General features: G+C 55.7%; 12 protein-coding genes and 1 pseudogene. 8 read left to right on the plus strand and 5 right to left on the minus strand.

Annotated elements, in window-relative coordinates:
* Positions 1-2 precede the first annotated feature (2 nt).
* Together folP and ACXAIA_RS19285 are read left to right on the plus strand one after the other, a co-directional pair.
* Positions 3-1,118: a dihydropteroate synthase gene (gene folP, locus ACXAIA_RS19280; protein WP_475350783.1), complete on the plus strand. Its 1,116-nt coding sequence runs from the start codon at positions 3-5 to the stop codon at positions 1,116-1,118.
* Positions 1,119-1,297: 179 nt separating this feature from the next.
* Positions 1,298-2,170, plus strand: coding sequence for a response regulator transcription factor (locus tag ACXAIA_RS19285; protein WP_475350784.1), 873 nt, complete (start codon positions 1,298-1,300; stop codon positions 2,168-2,170).
* Positions 2,171-2,199: 29 nt separating this feature from the next.
* On the opposite strand, the gene ACXAIA_RS19290 is transcribed toward ACXAIA_RS19285, so the two are convergent.
* Both ACXAIA_RS19290 and ACXAIA_RS19295 read right to left on the minus strand, forming a co-directional pair.
* Positions 2,200-4,191 (minus strand): sensor histidine kinase, encoded by a 1,992-nt coding sequence (locus ACXAIA_RS19290; RefSeq protein ID WP_475350785.1) that lies wholly within the window; start codon positions 4,189-4,191, stop codon positions 2,200-2,202.
* Positions 4,191-6,218 (minus strand): sensor histidine kinase, encoded by a 2,028-nt coding sequence (locus ACXAIA_RS19295; RefSeq protein ID WP_475350786.1) that lies wholly within the window; start codon positions 6,216-6,218, stop codon positions 4,191-4,193. Before ACXAIA_RS19295 ends, ACXAIA_RS19290 begins: the two co-directional genes overlap by 1 nt.
* A 273-nt stretch (positions 6,219-6,491) precedes the next feature.
* On the opposite strand from ACXAIA_RS19295, the gene glmM reads away from it, so the two are divergent.
* From glmM to ACXAIA_RS19315, 4 genes are read left to right on the plus strand one after another with little or no spacing between them, the layout of a single operon-like run.
* On the plus strand, positions 6,492-7,841 hold the full coding sequence (gene glmM, locus ACXAIA_RS19300; RefSeq protein WP_475350787.1) for a phosphoglucosamine mutase: 1,350 nt from the start codon (positions 6,492-6,494) through the stop codon (positions 7,839-7,841).
* Between the two features lie 49 nt (positions 7,842-7,890).
* The gene (gene thiD, locus ACXAIA_RS19305; RefSeq protein WP_475350788.1) at positions 7,891-8,688 is read left to right on the plus strand and encodes a bifunctional hydroxymethylpyrimidine kinase/phosphomethylpyrimidine kinase; all 798 of its coding nucleotides are present in this window, start codon (positions 7,891-7,893) and stop codon (positions 8,686-8,688) included.
* Between the two features lie 50 nt (positions 8,689-8,738).
* The gene (locus ACXAIA_RS19310; protein WP_475350789.1) at positions 8,739-9,278 is read left to right on the plus strand and encodes a DinB family protein; all 540 of its coding nucleotides are present in this window, start codon (positions 8,739-8,741) and stop codon (positions 9,276-9,278) included.
* 21 nt (positions 9,279-9,299) lie between these two features.
* The gene (locus tag ACXAIA_RS19315; protein WP_475350790.1) at positions 9,300-9,638 is read left to right on the plus strand and encodes a hypothetical protein; all 339 of its coding nucleotides are present in this window, start codon (positions 9,300-9,302) and stop codon (positions 9,636-9,638) included.
* Between the two features lie 24 nt (positions 9,639-9,662).
* Here ACXAIA_RS19315 and ACXAIA_RS19320 read toward each other — a convergent pair whose 3' ends face one another.
* The gene (locus ACXAIA_RS19320) at positions 9,663-10,538 is read right to left on the minus strand and encodes an AEC family transporter (RefSeq protein ID WP_475346311.1); all 876 of its coding nucleotides are present in this window, start codon (positions 10,536-10,538) and stop codon (positions 9,663-9,665) included.
* 205 nt (positions 10,539-10,743) lie between these two features.
* On the opposite strand from ACXAIA_RS19320, the gene ACXAIA_RS19325 reads away from it, so the two are divergent.
* Positions 10,744-11,379 carry a D-glycero-alpha-D-manno-heptose-1,7-bisphosphate 7-phosphatase gene (locus ACXAIA_RS19325; protein WP_475350791.1) on the plus strand — a complete coding sequence of 212 codons (636 nt, stop codon included), beginning with the start codon at positions 10,744-10,746 and terminating at the stop codon, positions 11,377-11,379.
* A 22-nt stretch (positions 11,380-11,401) separates the two neighbouring features.
* On the opposite strand, the gene ACXAIA_RS19330 is transcribed toward ACXAIA_RS19325, so the two are convergent.
* Positions 11,402-13,474, minus strand: coding sequence for a tetratricopeptide repeat protein (locus ACXAIA_RS19330; protein ID WP_475350792.1), 2,073 nt, complete (start codon positions 13,472-13,474; stop codon positions 11,402-11,404).
* Positions 13,475-14,067: 593 nt separating this feature from the next.
* Here ACXAIA_RS19330 and ilvD point away from each other — a divergent pair.
* The gene (gene ilvD / locus ACXAIA_RS19335) at positions 14,068-15,921 is read left to right on the plus strand and encodes a dihydroxy-acid dehydratase (protein WP_475350793.1); all 1,854 of its coding nucleotides are present in this window, start codon (positions 14,068-14,070) and stop codon (positions 15,919-15,921) included.
* 43 nt (positions 15,922-15,964) lie between these two features.
* Here the strand turns inward: ilvD and ACXAIA_RS19340 are convergent.
* Positions 15,965-16,068, minus strand: a pseudogene (locus ACXAIA_RS19340) (IS110 family transposase); the annotation flags it as partial.

Consider the following 16,068-nt stretch of genomic DNA (forward strand, 5'->3'; position numbering starts at 1 on the left):
TGATGGACGAGATCAAAAGATCGGTCCTGCGAAGCCCCGCCGATGTGCGGGGCTTTGCCGATTTTGAAGGACCGCTTTACTATGCACCGACCGGTTTCATCGACCATGCCGATGATCCCAACACCTTGCCGCTCGCCGGATCGCGCCGGGGATTCTCGGCACTTGAGATCATCCGCCGCCGCGAAGGTGGCGGGGCGGAAAGCATGATCCTGCCGCTGCTTGCCCTGGAAGGCTGGGTGCAAAACAGTGGCCGGGTGGATGAGATCAATGCCGTGCTCGATCGCCTGATGGCCAAACGCCCGGACTTTGCCGGGCTTGATATGGCGTCATGCCATGTGATGGGCATCGTCAATGTCACGCCGGACAGCTTTTCTGATGGTGGTGATTACAACACCACTGAACAGTCTGTCGCACGTGCTGAGGCCATGGTGGACCAAGGCGCATCGATCATTGATGTTGGCGGGGAATCTACCCGTCCGGGTGCCGATGACGTGTCCGAGGACGAGGAAATCAACCGCGTCGTGCCGGTCATTCGCGAACTGGCCGCCAAGGGGCATGTGGTTTCAATCGACACCCGCCATGCCAGCGTCATGGAAGCCGCCATCGAAGCCGGGGCTGCGATTATCAATGATGTCACCGGTCTTGAAGGCGATGAACGGTCGATGGAAGTTGCCGCTGCATCGGGCAAGCCGGTCATGCTGATGCATATGCAGGGCGAACCGGGCACCATGCAGGCCGATCCGCAATATGATTGCGCGGTTCTTGATATCTATGACTATCTGCTCGACCGTATCGAAAGCTGCGAGCGGGCCGGGATCTCGCGTGATCGCATTTGCATTGATCCGGGCATCGGTTTTGGCAAGACGCTGTCGCACAATCTTGAACTGCTGTCGCGTCTGGCGATTTTCCATGGTCTGGGCTGCCCGATCCTGCTGGGCACATCGCGCAAGTCCTTCATTGGCAAGATCGATCCCAAGGCCGATCCCAAGCAACGTCTGGGTGGTTCCATCGCCTCGGCCGTCAATGGTTGGCGCCATGGGGTTCAGATGATCCGCGTCCATGATGTACCCGAGACAGTTCAGGCCATCTCGGTCGCCAGTTCGACGGCGATTGTATAGTCGTGTGTCGGACGTATCGTCTGCACGTATAGCTTGTCATTTTAGCGCCATGGTTTATTAACGGTGCGCGGAAACGGTTTCAGACTTGGCTTTGAACCGCTTCCGCTCCCTGCGTTTGATTTGTGTCCGATTCTGGCATTTTCTGACCATTTCAGGTTGGTGCTTGCAGAATTGGTGTAATGACCACATACCAATATGTATCAAACAACGGTGGCGTAGAGTCACAATTGACGGTTGGGCATAAAAGCAAGCGCGAAGGTCTTTTGATGAACGAGATTGGCGGTGTGACGGAGCCGTTTGGCGGTGATGTCTCGTCTGACTGGAATGCAATGACACACTGTGTTTACGTTGTGGAAGATAACACGGACCTAAACAAGGATCTGTGTGAGTATCTTGAGATGTGCGGTTTTTATGTGGTCGGGTGTGAAACCGGTGCTGCATTTTACCGGGCACTTAATGCGCGTGCGCCTGATGCTGTCATTCTCGATATCATGCTGCCTGATGCCGATGGCTATGAACTGGCTCAGCATGTCCGCAAGACGATTGATTGCGGCATCATGATGCTGACCTCGCTTTCTGGCATGGATAACCACCTGACCGGGTACAAATCCGGTGCCGATGTGTATTTGACCAAGGACAGCCCTCTTTCCGTGATTGAGGCTGCCTTGAAACCACTGCTGCGTCGTGCATCGCGTCCCGAAAGCGATGTGGCCGAAACGCCGATTTCCGAGGACAGCTGGGTTCTTGATCTGCTGAACTGGAAGCTGCGCAATCCGGAAGGCAGCGAAGCCAAGCTGACCGCGACCGAACGTACCATCGTCAAGCTCCTGATCGAGGCCAATGGCGCCTGGCTGACCCGCCCGGAAATTGTCGAAGCACTCGGCAAGGCCGACACGGCCGAGAATTGCCGTAACCTGGATACCGCCATCCGGCGCGTGCGTCAGAAAATCATGAAGGAAATCGGTGAAGAACTGCCGGTGAGCACCGCCTATGGCCGTGGCTATGCCTTCACCTCACCGGCGGCCGTTTCGGGCGAGGCCGAAGCTTCCTGATCAATCTGTTCATTCCAGTTTGGTAAGATCTACTCTGTCGGCAACAGCAGACAAAGCTCTATACCTTGGCCACTGCTTTGCCGCAGCGAGATCGATCCGCCATGGGCATCGACAATGCGCTGCGAGATATGCAGTCCCAAGGCACGGCGCACGGACTGAGTTTCCATATTGCGCCGGAAAAGTGCATCGGCGATCAGACCGATTTCATCTTCATCAAGCTCTTCGCCCTGGCATGGAATGCCGATCTCGACCAGCCTGTCTGAATGGCGATAAACATTGATGTGGATCGGCGCACCATGGGCAAAGCGTCGTGATGTTTCGATCAGGTTGGTGATCGCAAGCCCCATCAGGGTCTCGTCAATAAAGACCTCGATTTCGGATGTGCCATGGCAACTTGCCTTGACCTCGGCGCCTTCGCGCGTGGTCTGGGCGGCAAATTCCTCGAGGAAACGGTTGATCGGCACGGTCTTGCGCGCAAGCGACAGATCCTGGGTGTCAATCCCGTCCTTGGTCAGGAAGATATCCACCAGACGGGCAAGCTTCTGGGCCTGAAGCTGGATACGTTGCAGACGCTCAAGCACATCGTCCTTGTCACGATCAAACCGTAACATCAGCATTTCGGCGGATCGCTGGATTACGGCAAGCGGGGTGCGGAACTCATGCGACAGCATCGAGATCAGCTTGCGCTGTTCCTCGACCAGTGTTGTGGTTTCCTCGGCCTTTTGGCTGACCGATGCGCGCTCCTTGTCCATTTTGGATAGCCGCACCGTCATGATGACGCCCATTCCGATCAGGTGGAACATCAAGGTGAATTGATGGAGTTCAAGCCGCAATCGCGTTGCCTCGATCACACCCGATAGCGCAAGCTGGATCATGATGGCTGCCGCAGTCGGAATGGCCAGTACCACAAGAAACGCCCAATGGCGCGGATTGCGGAAATCGTCAAAGGCCCGTTTGATCAGGAAAAGACACATGATCGCCATGAAGATCGAATGGCTGGGCACGATATAGGTGCCAAAGATGGTGTAAAGGTCTGTGGTCGCGCCGGCGGCAAAGGCCAGAATAAGCAGCCCGTAAGCGCAACACATCCGGTAGGCCCGCGGATGGTTTTTTCTGGCCTCGATGATGTAAAGCCACAAGAACACCGTCACCCCATAGGTCACGATATTCATCGACCCCAACAATAAATCATTCAGCCATGGCGTGGTCGGGCGCACTTCGCTTAGGATCAGTCCATTTACAACGGTCGCTGTCGTGCCAATCGCAAACACCCAAACGCTATAAAGCACCACAGCCCGATCCTTGGCAATCAGACCAAGCGCCAGATAGGCTAGGCCCAGGGTCATGATGAAACCGAAAAACATATTGGTCGCCAGATGGCGGAAGGATAGCGACGAAATCAAATCCTTGGTCGGCCAAAGCGTCATCCAGATCAGATTGGCGCTGTTGCTTTGCACCCGGACGTATATGCGATAATCGCCTTCTTCCAGAAGGGGAAGGGCAGCGATATGCGATCGTCCACCATAAAGGCGTTCGTCGGCCGGAACATGATCGCCAAGATGACTGCCCCAGATCGGCTCAGACGCGCCATCTTTCATCAAAAACATATCAATGAAGTTCAGATAGCTCGGCGATATTTCAAGCAGGGCGCGCTTTGTCAGGGGGGCTGTGACGCTGAAATCAAGCTGATGCCAGATCACATCGCGGGTATAGCCAAAGGACGGGATCGCATGGGTTTGCGTAAAAGCGCTGTCGGGCAATGTCAGAATGTCTTCAAATTCCAGGGCGCGTGACGCATCGACATAGGATGCCACAAACCGGGTGATCTCAATCGGTTCGGTAACGTCACCCGACAGGGTGAAATGATCCGAATTTGTCTCCGCTGTACGCGTCGTTTGCGCAACGGCCGCCTGCCATGGCAGCAAAAGCACGCCGAACATGATCAGCAATCCCGCCATACCGATACGGCGCGACAGCGACATGATCAATGTTTTGGCCGTACACAGTCCCGATCTGATCATCACGCCATGCCCCCGTTATTTGGGGCGGTGTCATCACCGAAGGGGAAACTGTTGCGGACTTCATTTTTCTTGAGAACCGTCATGTCGCGTTCAAACGGCAGTTTTATCAGGATGGTCGTGCCGCCGTCTTCCCCGACACTGATCGAAAGCGACCCGTCATGGGCTCCGATGATCCGGTTGGTCAGATGCAGGCCAAGACCAACCCCCTGTGTCTTGGCCGCATCGCGACCGCGGTAAAAGGCATTCAGAACGTTTTGCAGATCGTCGGCGGCAATGCCGGGGCCTTCATCGACCACCCGGATATAGACATATCCATTGGCCGAACGTTCTGCTGAAATCCATACCGCTGCACCCGGCGCGTATTTGCGAGCATTTTCAATCAGGTTCAGCATCGCGCGTTCCATCAGGATACGGTCAATTTCAACAACCGCAACGTCGCAATGAAGCAAACTGATATTCTGACCGGGTACCTCGCGATGGCGCCGTGCAATCAAGTCACCCAGAAAGCCATTGATGCTGACCGCTTCGCGTGTCGTGCTGAAGGTCGCGCTATCAAGTGTTTCCTTGGTCAAAAACGCATCGACCAGACCCGAAAGCTGACCGGCGTTGGAACGGATCGTCGACAGACGGTTTTGAACAGCTTCGGGTTCTTTTTGCAGATGAAGCCCCAGAATTTCGGCAGATCGATGAATGATGGCAAGCGGGGTGCGAAATTCATGCGACAGCATCGTGATGAAGGTGCGCTGTTCACTGGCAAGCTGGTTGGTCCGCAGGCTTGAGGCCATTGCATCAACCCGCCGGTTGATCAAATGGTATGTCCGATAGGCCATCGCCAACGCGACCAACACAAGCTGAATGATCGATCCCAGCGTAAAGATGCTTGTAGTAAACCCGTTGGCGGGCAAAATGCCGAGCAGCAACATCAGATGCGCCATTGCCGCAAGAGTCGGAGTGCCAAGGGCAGCCATCATAAAGACCATTTGCCTGTCGGGTGTCTGGCGGAATTCGCGATAAACCAGATGGATCAAAAGCACCGTCAGCAGGAAGATTTCCGACCCGAAAAATACTTTGGCATAAAGGATATACCATTCCGAGGTCACAGTTATAAAACCGGCCATCGCCAGCATGGCATAAAGGGACATCACCCTGAATAACCACGGACGGCTCTGATCAAGACGGGTGATATAGCTCCACATCATGATACTCGACCCAAGCGCAAGCGCCGTGCCCGACCCGGTGATAAAGTCCGATGCAAGCGGCCAGACAGGTTTTAAAATCAGCTGGGCATATCCGGTTATCCCGAAATAGATCAGAAACAGTGACAGAACATAGGCCGAATACCAGATTACCGAACGATCACCCGACAATATGCCAAACGTGAAATAAAGCCCGAAAGCAACAATCAGAACGCCAAGGCATGCGCCCTTGATAAAGCTGTCACTGCCCGATTTGGTAATAAGTTCGGTGTCGGGCAGGATTTGGGCGTTTAGCACATGTGCGCTGTTGGTCTGCACACCAATGACCAGCCAATAGTCCCCAAGCGCGAGCCTGGGCCATTCAGACACATGAGACAGGCTGTGGATATCGCTTACGCCGGTATCGATCCTGTCGCCAATACGATCCTGCCAGATAACGCGTTGACCATCGTGGGATAAAATGCTGAGCCGAATGTCATTCAGGTACACCTGACCGATTTCGATAAACGCGCTGCTCCCGCTGCGTCCGGGCTGGTTAATCACCTTGATCGGTGTACGATACCAAATGGTCTGTTCGGTATATCCTGGGCCAAGGGCCTCACTGACGGGTGCAAAGCTGGCTGCGTCAATTTCGGGAATATCTCGCGGGTTCTGAATGTCGCGATCTGTCATCAACCGCTTCAGATAGGTGTTCAGATTGACGTGCTGGATCGGGCCTTCGGGCGGAATGACAAGCGCTTGTGGCACTTCGTGGGCTGAAGTCTTGTGCCCGTAAATCGCCATGACGGCGGATGCGATCACGATCAACACCGCAAAAAAGGCCGTATTCAAGCGGATGCTGCGCAAAATTCCCTCGGTTTCAGTCCCTTAAACCACGGGTCACTTGATAGCCGGTTTTTCATCGAAGGTCATGGCTTTTATCGGAACAGGACCTTGGTCCTGAGCCTAGTTCGCCTGTTAACGGATTGGTCGCCAGTTTGCCGCTACAATCACTTGCGAAATATGCCGATTGCCAGTGGCATTGCGACGTCACTTTGATATAACCGGCAGTCAGATTTGATCGACGGGGCAGCAATGCCCGCAACGCAAGCAGAGACACAGACGATGAGCCGCAAATATTTTGGCACCGATGGTATCCGCGGGACAGCCAACACCGCCCCGATGACCGCCGAGGTCGCCCTGAAAGTCGGGATGGCAGCTGGCCATTATTTCACCCGTGGCGATCACCGCCACAAGGTCGTGATTGGCAAGGATACCCGACTGTCTGGCTACATGCTTGAACCCGCCCTTGTTGCCGGTTTTACCTCTATGGGGATGGATGTGATGCTGGTCGGGCCAATGCCGACCCCGGCGGTTGCCATGCTGACCAAATCGATGCGCGCTGATATCGGGGTAATGATCTCTGCCTCGCACAACCCGTTTCAGGATAACGGTATCAAGCTGTTTGGCCCCGATGGCTTCAAGCTGTCTGACGAGGTCGAGCTTGAACTCGAAGCCCTGATGGAAAGCGATCTGTCGGGCAAACTGGTTCCGGCCAATTCCCTTGGCCGCGCCAAACGCATTGATGATGCCCCGGGCCGCTATATCGAGGCCGTCAAATCATCCCTGCCGGGCTCGGTCACGCTTGAAGGGCTTTGCATCGTCCTTGATTGCGCGCATGGCGCTGGCTATTCCGTCGCGCCCAAGGTTCTTCGTGAACTCGGGGCCGACGTGATTGAAATCGGTACCAGCCCGAATGGTCTCAATATCAATGACCAGTGCGGTTCGACCCATACCAAAACCATGTGCGATCGTGTGCTGGCCGAAAAGGCCGATGTCGGGATTGCCCTTGATGGCGATGCCGACCGGGTTCAGATGTGTGATGAAAAAGGCCACCTGATCGACGGTGATCAATTGATGGGCCTTGTCGCAACCCATTGGAAACGCACCGGTCAGCTGCGTGGCAATGCATTGGTTGCGACCGTGATGTCGAACCTGGGTCTTGAACGCTATCTTGAAAGCAACGATGTGCGTTTGATCCGTACCAAAGTCGGGGATCGGTATGTCGTTGAACAGATGCGCGCCCTTGATTGCAATGTCGGTGGTGAGCAGTCCGGTCATATCGTGCTCTCGGACTTCGCATCGACCGGCGATGGTCTGCTGGCGGGGCTTCAAGTGCTGGCCGTTCTCGCCAGCCGCGAAGGCCCGGTCTCGGAGCTCAGCCGTGTGTTTGATCCGCTGCCGCAGATCCTTAAGAACGTGCGCTACAGCGCAGGCAGTGATCCACTGGCCGAAAGCAGCGTGATCGAAGCCATTTCCTCAGCAGAAAAGGCCTTTAACGGCGATGGCCGTATTCTGATCCGTAAATCGGGGACCGAACCGCTGATCCGCGTCATGGCCGAGGGCGACGATGCGATCAAGGTCGAACAGATCGTTGATGGCATCGTTGCGGAAATCACCGCTGTCGCCGGTTAACCGGGCATTGTGACCAACACCTGATATCTGCAGGATAAGGAAGGATCGTATGAAGGGTCGTGTCTTGATCATTGCCGGGTCGGATTGTTCCGGCGGGGCTGGTATTCAGGCCGATATCAAATCGGTAACCGCTTTGGGTGGTTATGCTGCAACTGCGATCACCGCACTTACGGTACAAAACACCACCGGAGTCTTTGACGTTATGGGCATCGATCCGGACATGATTGTCCATCAGGCCACCGTGACGATTGATGATATTGGTGCTGATGCGCTTAAAACGGGCATGCTCCATTCCGTGCCGGTAATCACTACAGTGGCGGAATTTATCAAATCAAAGGCGGCCGGTATTCCGGTCGTGGTTGATCCTGTGATGGTATCTCAAAGCGGTTCACGCCTGCTCAACGAAGACGCGGTAGAGGCCCTGATCACCCATATGGTGCCACTTGCAACCGTTCTGACACCAAATATTCCCGAGGCGGAAGTACTATCGGGTATGAAAATCACCAGCGAAGGTGATATGATTGCTGCAGCGCACAAAATTGGTGATCTCGGTGCAGAGGCCGTCCTGATAAAAGGTGGTCACGCAGAGGGGGACAAAATCGTCGATATCTTGTGGCGCCGGGATGGTGATGTCGAAGGCTTTGAAGCCACGCGCATTCCATCTGAAAATAATCATGGTACGGGCTGCTCGCTTGCAAGTGCCATTGCAACCGGGCTGGCTCAGGGCATGGGATTGAGTGATTCTGTTGCCCGCGCAAGGGATTTTGTCCGTGAAGCCATCCGAACCGCACCAAACTTTGGCAAAGGAAACGGTCCGCTAAACCATGCGCATCCTGTGACCGGTTGAGTCTCTCAACAAGAATGTGACAGGACGCTGAAAGTTGGGACACTTGAGGTATGCCGGGCACATCGTTTTTCCATCAGGCGCGTAACAACGCCTGGTCAAATCACCGTTTGTATGGTGTCTGTCAGAAATTGACGGACCGCGAACTCGACACCAAACGAACACCGTTTTCATCCTCTATTCTCCAGACCCTGAACCACATCCTGACCATTGACTGGTATTATCTTGATGCACTGATCGATGGCGGGCGGGGCCGGGATTGCCTTGCTGATGAAATGCCGTATGCGGCCATTGATAAACTGGCCGCTGCCCAACGCGATACGGACATGCGGCTGATGACATTTTGCGAGCAGCTTAATGACAAGGACGCCATTCGAAGCGTCGAACTGACCCGCGAAGACAGCAGCAAGACACTTGAAACCGTGGCGGATATTCTGTCACATCTGTTTGTCTATCAAACCCACCAACGCGGGCAGGTTCACGCGCTTCTGGCGGTGACCGGACAGGCGCCACCGCTTGATGACTACCATCTAGAATATGATGCACCGATGCCAAGGATCGATTTCGCGGCCCTTGGCCGCAAAGGTGCCTGAAGGATACGAATGAATACAAGAATGCTCCGGCGCGCAATTCTGGCTACCGGGATTGCAGCCCTGGCGGTGGTCAGTTTCGGCAATCCGCACCGTCACATTGCCGATGTTCTGTGGCCGGGTGACGCAGCCCCCTGGGAACATGTCACTGCGGTTTACGTCCCGGATATCAGCCAGCCAACCCGGGTCAAGATATCCGAGGCCGCCTTTGACGACCTTGACGCCTGCCGCGATCATGTGATGGAACAGGCCGCCGAATATGGCGACCCGGACCTTGAAAAGGGTCGGTTTGAATGCGCCGTCGGGTTCTATGCTGACAAGGACGATGGGTCAGGCGGCGAATACCGCCTGATTATCAAGTAACCGATTGGTTGGTGATATGTGCGGTTACAGCACGTACCATAGAAGGGCGGGCAGGGCGATGGCCGCAAGGAAGCTTGAACTGATGACAACGCCTGCGACTTCTTCCGGCTCGCGGTTGTAAAGCTGTGCAAACAGGTAGCAGAACACGGCAACCGGCATCGAACATTGCAGGATCACAACCCCGCGTTCCATGCCTGTCAGTCCCATCACTTCCGACAGGCCCAAACCAACCCCAAAGCCCATGCCAAGACGCAGCACACTTAATGCCGTGCTGCGCGCAAGGCTGACCGGGCGAAGTTTCGCCAGCGACACACCAAGGGTAAACAGCATCAAGGGAATGGTCAGCTGCCCGATCAGGTTGGTGGTGTTGTAAAGCCATTCCGGCACCGGCGTTTCGGTGGCCAAAAAGCCCGTGGCGATCAGGGTGGCGGGAATGATCGGCATCTTTGCCAGCGACTTGATCGAAAAACTGCCCGATACGAAAGCAACCCCGATGGTCAGCTGAATGACGACATAGGCGGCAAAGAACGCGACCGAAAGCGCAAGTCCTTCCTGCCCATAAGCCAGCATGCAAAGCGGCAAGCCAACATTGCCGACATTCGGCCAGGTCAGGGACTGCAAATAGGTGCGTGGCGACAGATTGAACACCTTCAGGACCGGCCAGCCGATCAGCGCGAAAATCACATTTGCAGCAACGGCGGCTGTCCCCATCAGAACCAGCGTATCCCCGCCAAGCTCCACCGTCGCAAGTGCAGCAAAGGTCAGACAGGGTGTCGCGAAATAGGTAACGATGGAGGTGACAAGGTTGGTATCAAAATGTTTGCCGGCGCGGGCCCAGAAATATCCCAGTCCTGTGGTGATAAAAACCGGGGCCAGAATCGCAAAAATATCGGCAAACATAGAACGTTATTCCTTGAAGTTCTTATTATCGTGGGGCGTGACTTGAAGGGAAATTGTCACGTCTTTCGGTTGCTCTCAAGTGGATAATGGTAATACCAATTTCTTTTTTGCGCTGCAGAAAAATGCGTCGCGGGGTGCGAAGCCTTGCTTTTGCAACGGCCTTTGCGCCATTGTTGGCGAAACTCGAGCACGCAAAAGGCCACCAATGACCGGTTCAACCCACGAAAATGTCAAACGTCACCTGATCGACCCGGCCCCGCGTTTTCGCGATCAGCGCAATCCGGTTCCGGCCGTGTTTCTCGATCGCGACGGGGTGATCAACGAGGAAGTCCATTATCTTTCTGACGTGGCCGACCTTAAGCTGATCAGCGGTGCGGGCTATGCTATTAAGCGCCTGAATGATGCGGGCATCCCGGTGATTGTAGTGACCAATCAGTCGGCAGTCGCACGTGGTTATATTACTGAAGATCAGCTGCTAGACATTCACATGGCCTTGGTGGGGCAACTTGCTGACCACAAGGCATCCGTGCAGGGTATTTATTATTCTCCGTATCACTTGGATGGGAAAGGCGACTATCGCCGCGAAAGCACCTGTCGCAAACCCGAGCCGGGCATGCTTATGGCGGCATCTGAGGATTTCGCCATCAGCTTGGGCGAAAGCATCCTGATTGGGGATCGCATCAATGATATCCGTGCCGGGCATGCCGCCGGTGCGCGCGCCATCATGGTCAGAACCGGCCACGGGGCCAAGGAAGCCATCCTGCCCGAAGCGCAAGAGGCCGATTTCATCGCCGATGACTTGGCTGCGGCTGTAGAACACATTCTCAGCAATATCGGCTAAATAACCGGCCCGCTTTTCGGGGCTATTGAGTGCCCAGGCACCAGTTCTGCCACATCTCGCGACAGGCTTCTTCGAACTCGGCCGCCACGGCCGGGCCGTGGAAGGCGCGGCTGCCGCGGATGCGATCGCGCATGTTTTCGCGGATACTGGCCAGCGCCTTAAGGTCGGAGGCCAGCATAATGCATTTATCGACATAACCCTTTTCGGTCTCGGCACACAGCGCGCCAAGCCCGATATCGCCGAGGACTGCCAAACCAAGCCGTGACCCCGGCCGATCATCGGCAAGCGACACAAACGGAATGCCAAACCACAGCATTTCGTAATAGTTCTCAAGACTGAGGGCGGGAAACGGTGCCAGTCCCATATCGATCTGGGCATAAAGGGCCGCACGATCTTGTGGCCGTACCTTGCCGGCCAGATCAAGCCGGTCACGTTTGATCCCGGCCTGGCGGGCACGATCCAGAAACGTCTTGGCGGCATAGGAATCTTCAAGCACGTCATCCTGAATGACAATGCGGCTGTTGCTGACCTTATTGAGGATACGTGCAAAGCAATTGAGCGTGTCATTGCTGATATTGGCCAACCGGTCGATGCAGCCAAACCGGATGATTTCCTCGCCAACGGCCGCAGGTAGCGGCGCGATGGGCAGGGCATCATCAAGCTCGGCCGGAAGATAGGGCCCAAGGGCGAGCGGATAGGGACGCTCGGAAAATTTCTTGTTATCAGACAGGCCGCCGCCAAACACATCCTTATGCCCGATCAGATAATCCATTTCGGCCATGCCGGTCGTCATCGCCGAAAGCGTTGCCTGCACCGGGGCGGCCTTAAGCGCAAACACCTCGATCGGCTGGGTCGGATGGATGCCACAGACATCAATCAGGATATCGACCTTGTCCTTGCGGATGCGATCGGCAATCTGCATCGGGTCCTGTCCGCACACCTCGCGCCAGCCATCCGCCATCACCTGCCATTGCCGGGTGACATCATCAGGGCGCGGGGTTGCGGAATACAAGAACAGCTCGATCTCATGGCGGTTCAGGTGGCGCGCCAGCGCACTTAGCAGCCCGAACGAAGGATGCGCGCAGAAAAACGGCGACATCCAGCCGATCCGCAACCGTTTGTCCGACTGTCGGCTGTTGCCAAAGGCCGGTTTGGCGGCGATTGGCATATGATGCTTGGCCCATTCCTTGGCCGCCTTGGCATGTGCCGCGCCATCCGTGCTGCCAAGCTTGGCGCGCGCGCGGATCAAAAGTGCATCTGCTGTCGCATTATCTGGTGATGTCTCAATCAGGCTGGTGAGTGTCTTGATTGTGCTATCAAGGTCGCCACAGCGCAGCGTGATATCAGCCAGAACCAGATCAATCGCATCCGTTTCCTTGGTCAGGCGGCGCGCAGTTTTTAAAATCGCAACCGCCTTGGAATATTGCCCCTGATGGGCAAGCGATTGTCCAAGTCCACGCAGGCCCGGGACATATTTCGCATCAATGCTGAGTGCGCGTTGATACAGGTTCTGTGCAAGCTCAGGATAACCAAGCCGTAAATAGGCTTCGCCCACCCGGCAAATCAGCTCCGGCGAAATGCCGGCGGCCTCGGCGGCATGGTCTAGCGATTTAAGGGCGGCTTCTTCCTGTCCCAGATCATGCAAGGTCTGCCCGAATAGCAGCAATCCTTCGTAATGATTGGGTTTCAGACCCAGCAACCTGCCCAGAAGATCCATCGCCTGACCCAGATGGCCGCGCGGGATTTCAAGCCGTGCCAGATGATAAAGGGCGGTGGGGAAATCCCCATGGTAACTGAGCGCCTGCTTGAACTGGTCAATTGCCTTGTCGATTTGCCCGGAACTTTCCAGTGCAATCGCATAATTGCATCGCACCGCCGGATTGGCGGCAAAGCTGCCAAGGCAGCCCTCAAAAAGCTCAAGCGCCTCGCCATGGCGGCCAAGACCTGTCAGAAGGGTGGCCAGAAGGTGCTCGACCTCGGCATTTCCCGGCGAAAGGTCGAGTGCCGCGCGATAGATTTTTTCGGCTTCTTCGGGGCGATTGCCTTCATGCGCAGTCAGTCCGCGACGCAACAGTGTCTTGAGTTGGTCGGACATGGATGTGCGGATCTCCACCTGATGGTCTCGATATGGGGCAGGCCCCAAACAATTCTTTGTCCGACATTAAAGGGTTCAGGCGATCCGTTAAAGCACGCAGTTCACTGATGGCGATTAATGTTACGGATTTCGGGCAAAAAAGAACCCCGAACCTGTATGAAGGTCCGGGGTGAGAATGGGAGTGGGAGAATCGCCTGGCGGCGATAATCCCCCTTACGATATGTATTGTTTGGCTAGAGGTCGCCTGTCCAATAGGATAGTTTTTGAGGTATTAGGGATAGGATTCTGGTGCAAATATGACACAGCCATGTGACATGGTTCACAAAATCGTGCTCTGGCACTGGTGAGAAGGGCTGTGCATGCAAACTCAAAGGGCAGCGATGACACATATGAAATGCCTGGTGAAAACCAGATGCGAAATTCTGGGCGCGTAGCATTCGTGCCGTAAGATGGAATTTGGCGAAATTTTCAGGCAAAAAACTGTCAAAGCGCGCGAAGACTGTGCTAGAACGCAGTCATATATAGAGGGCGCCGGGCTTAGCTTCTGGCGCCCGCAAGAAACGCCACCAGTGATGTAAAGAGAGGTTCCTTCCATGCCGGAATATCGGTCCCGTACAACAACACACGGCCGCAACATGGCTGGTGCGCGCGGCCTTTGGCGCGCCACTGGCATGAAAGACGAAGATTTCGACAAGCCGATCATTGCGGTTGTCAACAGCTTCACCCAGTTCGTGCCCGGTCACGTGCACCTCAAGGACCTCGGTCAGATGGTCGCGCGCGAGATCGAGGCATCCGGCGGTGTCGCCAAGGAATTCAACACCATCGCGGTTGATGACGGCATTGCGATGGGCCATGACGGCATGCTCTATAGCCTGCCGTCGCGAGAAATCATCGCGGATTCCGTGGAATATATGGTCAATGCCCATTGCGCCGATGCGATGGTCTGCATTTCCAACTGCGATAAAATCACCCCGGGCATGTTGATGGCTGCGATGCGCCTGAATGTCCCGTGCGTGTTCGTCTCCGGTGGCCCGATGGAGGCCGGCAAGGTCACCATCGAAGGCAAGGAACATCACCTTGATCTGGTCGATGCCATGGTGCAGGCCGCCGATCCCAACATTTCCGACGAACAGGTGACCGAAGTTGAACGTTCTGCCTGCCCGACCTGCGGGTCGTGCTCTGGCATGTTTACCGCCAACTCGATGAACTGCCTGGCCGAGGCACTTGGTCTTGCCCTGCCGGGCAACGGTTCGGTGCTGGCAACCCACGCCGCACGTAAGGAGCTCTTCCTTGAAGCGGCCCGCACCTCGGTCAAGCTGGCCCGTCGTTATTACGAAGAAGAAGACATCGGCGCGACCCCGCGCGGTATCGCAACGTTTGAGGCGTTTGAAAACGCCATGGCACTCGATATCGCCATGGGCGGTTCGACCAACACGGTTCTGCACTTGCTTGCCATCGCCAAGGAAGCCGAAGTCGACTTCACCATGGCCGATATGGACCGCCTGTCGCGCAAGATCCCGTATCTGTCAAAAGTCGCACCGAACCATCCGATGTTCCACATGGAAGACGTCCATCGTGCCGGTGGCATCATGCGTATTCTGGGCGAACTGGATCGCAAGGGGCTGCTGCACACCGATGTGTCGACCGTGCATTCGAAAACCATGGCCGATGCCCTTGAAAAATGGGACATCAAGCGCACCACCAACGAAGCGGTGCACAAGTTCTTCCGCGCCATGCCGGGCGGGGTGCCGTCGCAAACCGCGTTCAGTCAGGAACGTTATTGGGACGACCTTGACCTTGATGAAAAAGAAGGCTGCATTCGTGACGTCGAACATGCCTATAGCCAGGATGGCGGTCTTGCCGTTCTGTTTGGCAACCTGGCGGCCAATGGTTGCGTGGTCAAAACCGGCGGTGTCGATGAAAGCATCCTGAAATTCACCGGCCCGGCCGTGATCTGCGAAAGCCAGGACGAAGCTGTCGCCAAGGTTCTTGGTGGCGAGGTCAAGGAAGGCGACGTGGTTGTCATCCGCTACGAAGGCCCCAAAGGCGGTCCGGGCATGCAGGAAATGCTTTACCCGACCAGCTATCTGAAATCGATGGGGCTGGGCAAGGCCTGCGCACTGGTCACCGATGGCCGCTTCTCGGGCGGGACGTCGGGGCTGTCGATTGGTCACGTTTCCCCCGAAGCAGCCGCTGGCGGCGACATCGCCCTGGTTGAGCCGGGCGACATGATCGAAATCGACATCCCGAACCGTTCGATCAAGATCGCGGTGGATGATGCGGTTCTCGCCGCCCGCCGTCAGGCGATGGAAGCCAAGGGCCCCGAAGCATGGCGTCCGGCCAAGCCGCGTAAGCGCAAGGTCTCAACCGCCCTGCGTGCCTATGCTGCCATGGCAACCAGTGCCGATCAGGGTGCAGTGCGCGACGTTACACAGGTCGAATTCTGATCTGAAGACGATCACACAGACAACCGAACAAAAAGCAGCGGTATTAACCGTCAAGGATTAAAGCATAGTGGTCACGCATTCTCGCATTGAGGATCGTGACCATTTTTCTGACGACGGCAATGACAGCAACCTTTCCGGGTTTTCCGT

This window comes from Thalassospira sp. ABL2_045, assembly GCF_056161285.1.

Coding starts and splice junctions, on each gene's coding strand:
- glmM (WP_475350787.1), top strand. CDS start 6,492: ATGAGCCGCAAATATTTTGGCACCGATGGTATCCGCGGGACAGCCAAC.
- ACXAIA_RS19325 (WP_475350791.1), top strand. CDS start 10,744: ATGACCGGTTCAACCCACGAAAATGTCAAACGTCACCTGATCGACCCG.
- ACXAIA_RS19285 (WP_475350784.1), top strand. CDS start 1,298: ATGACCACATACCAATATGTATCAAACAACGGTGGCGTAGAGTCACAA.
- thiD (WP_475350788.1), top strand. CDS start 7,891: ATGAAGGGTCGTGTCTTGATCATTGCCGGGTCGGATTGTTCCGGCGGG.
- folP (WP_475350783.1), top strand. CDS start 3: ATGGACGAGATCAAAAGATCGGTCCTGCGAAGCCCCGCCGATGTGCGG.
- ACXAIA_RS19290 (WP_475350785.1), bottom strand. CDS start 4,191: ATGATCAGATCGGGACTGTGTACGGCCAAAACATTGATCATGTCGCTG.
- ACXAIA_RS19315 (WP_475350790.1), top strand. CDS start 9,300: ATGCTCCGGCGCGCAATTCTGGCTACCGGGATTGCAGCCCTGGCGGTG.
- ACXAIA_RS19310 (WP_475350789.1), top strand. CDS start 8,739: ATGCCGGGCACATCGTTTTTCCATCAGGCGCGTAACAACGCCTGGTCA.
- ACXAIA_RS19330 (WP_475350792.1), bottom strand. CDS start 13,474: ATGTCCGACCAACTCAAGACACTGTTGCGTCGCGGACTGACTGCGCAT.
- ACXAIA_RS19320 (WP_475346311.1), bottom strand. CDS start 10,538: ATGTTTGCCGATATTTTTGCGATTCTGGCCCCGGTTTTTATCACCACA.
- ilvD (WP_475350793.1), top strand. CDS start 14,068: ATGCCGGAATATCGGTCCCGTACAACAACACACGGCCGCAACATGGCT.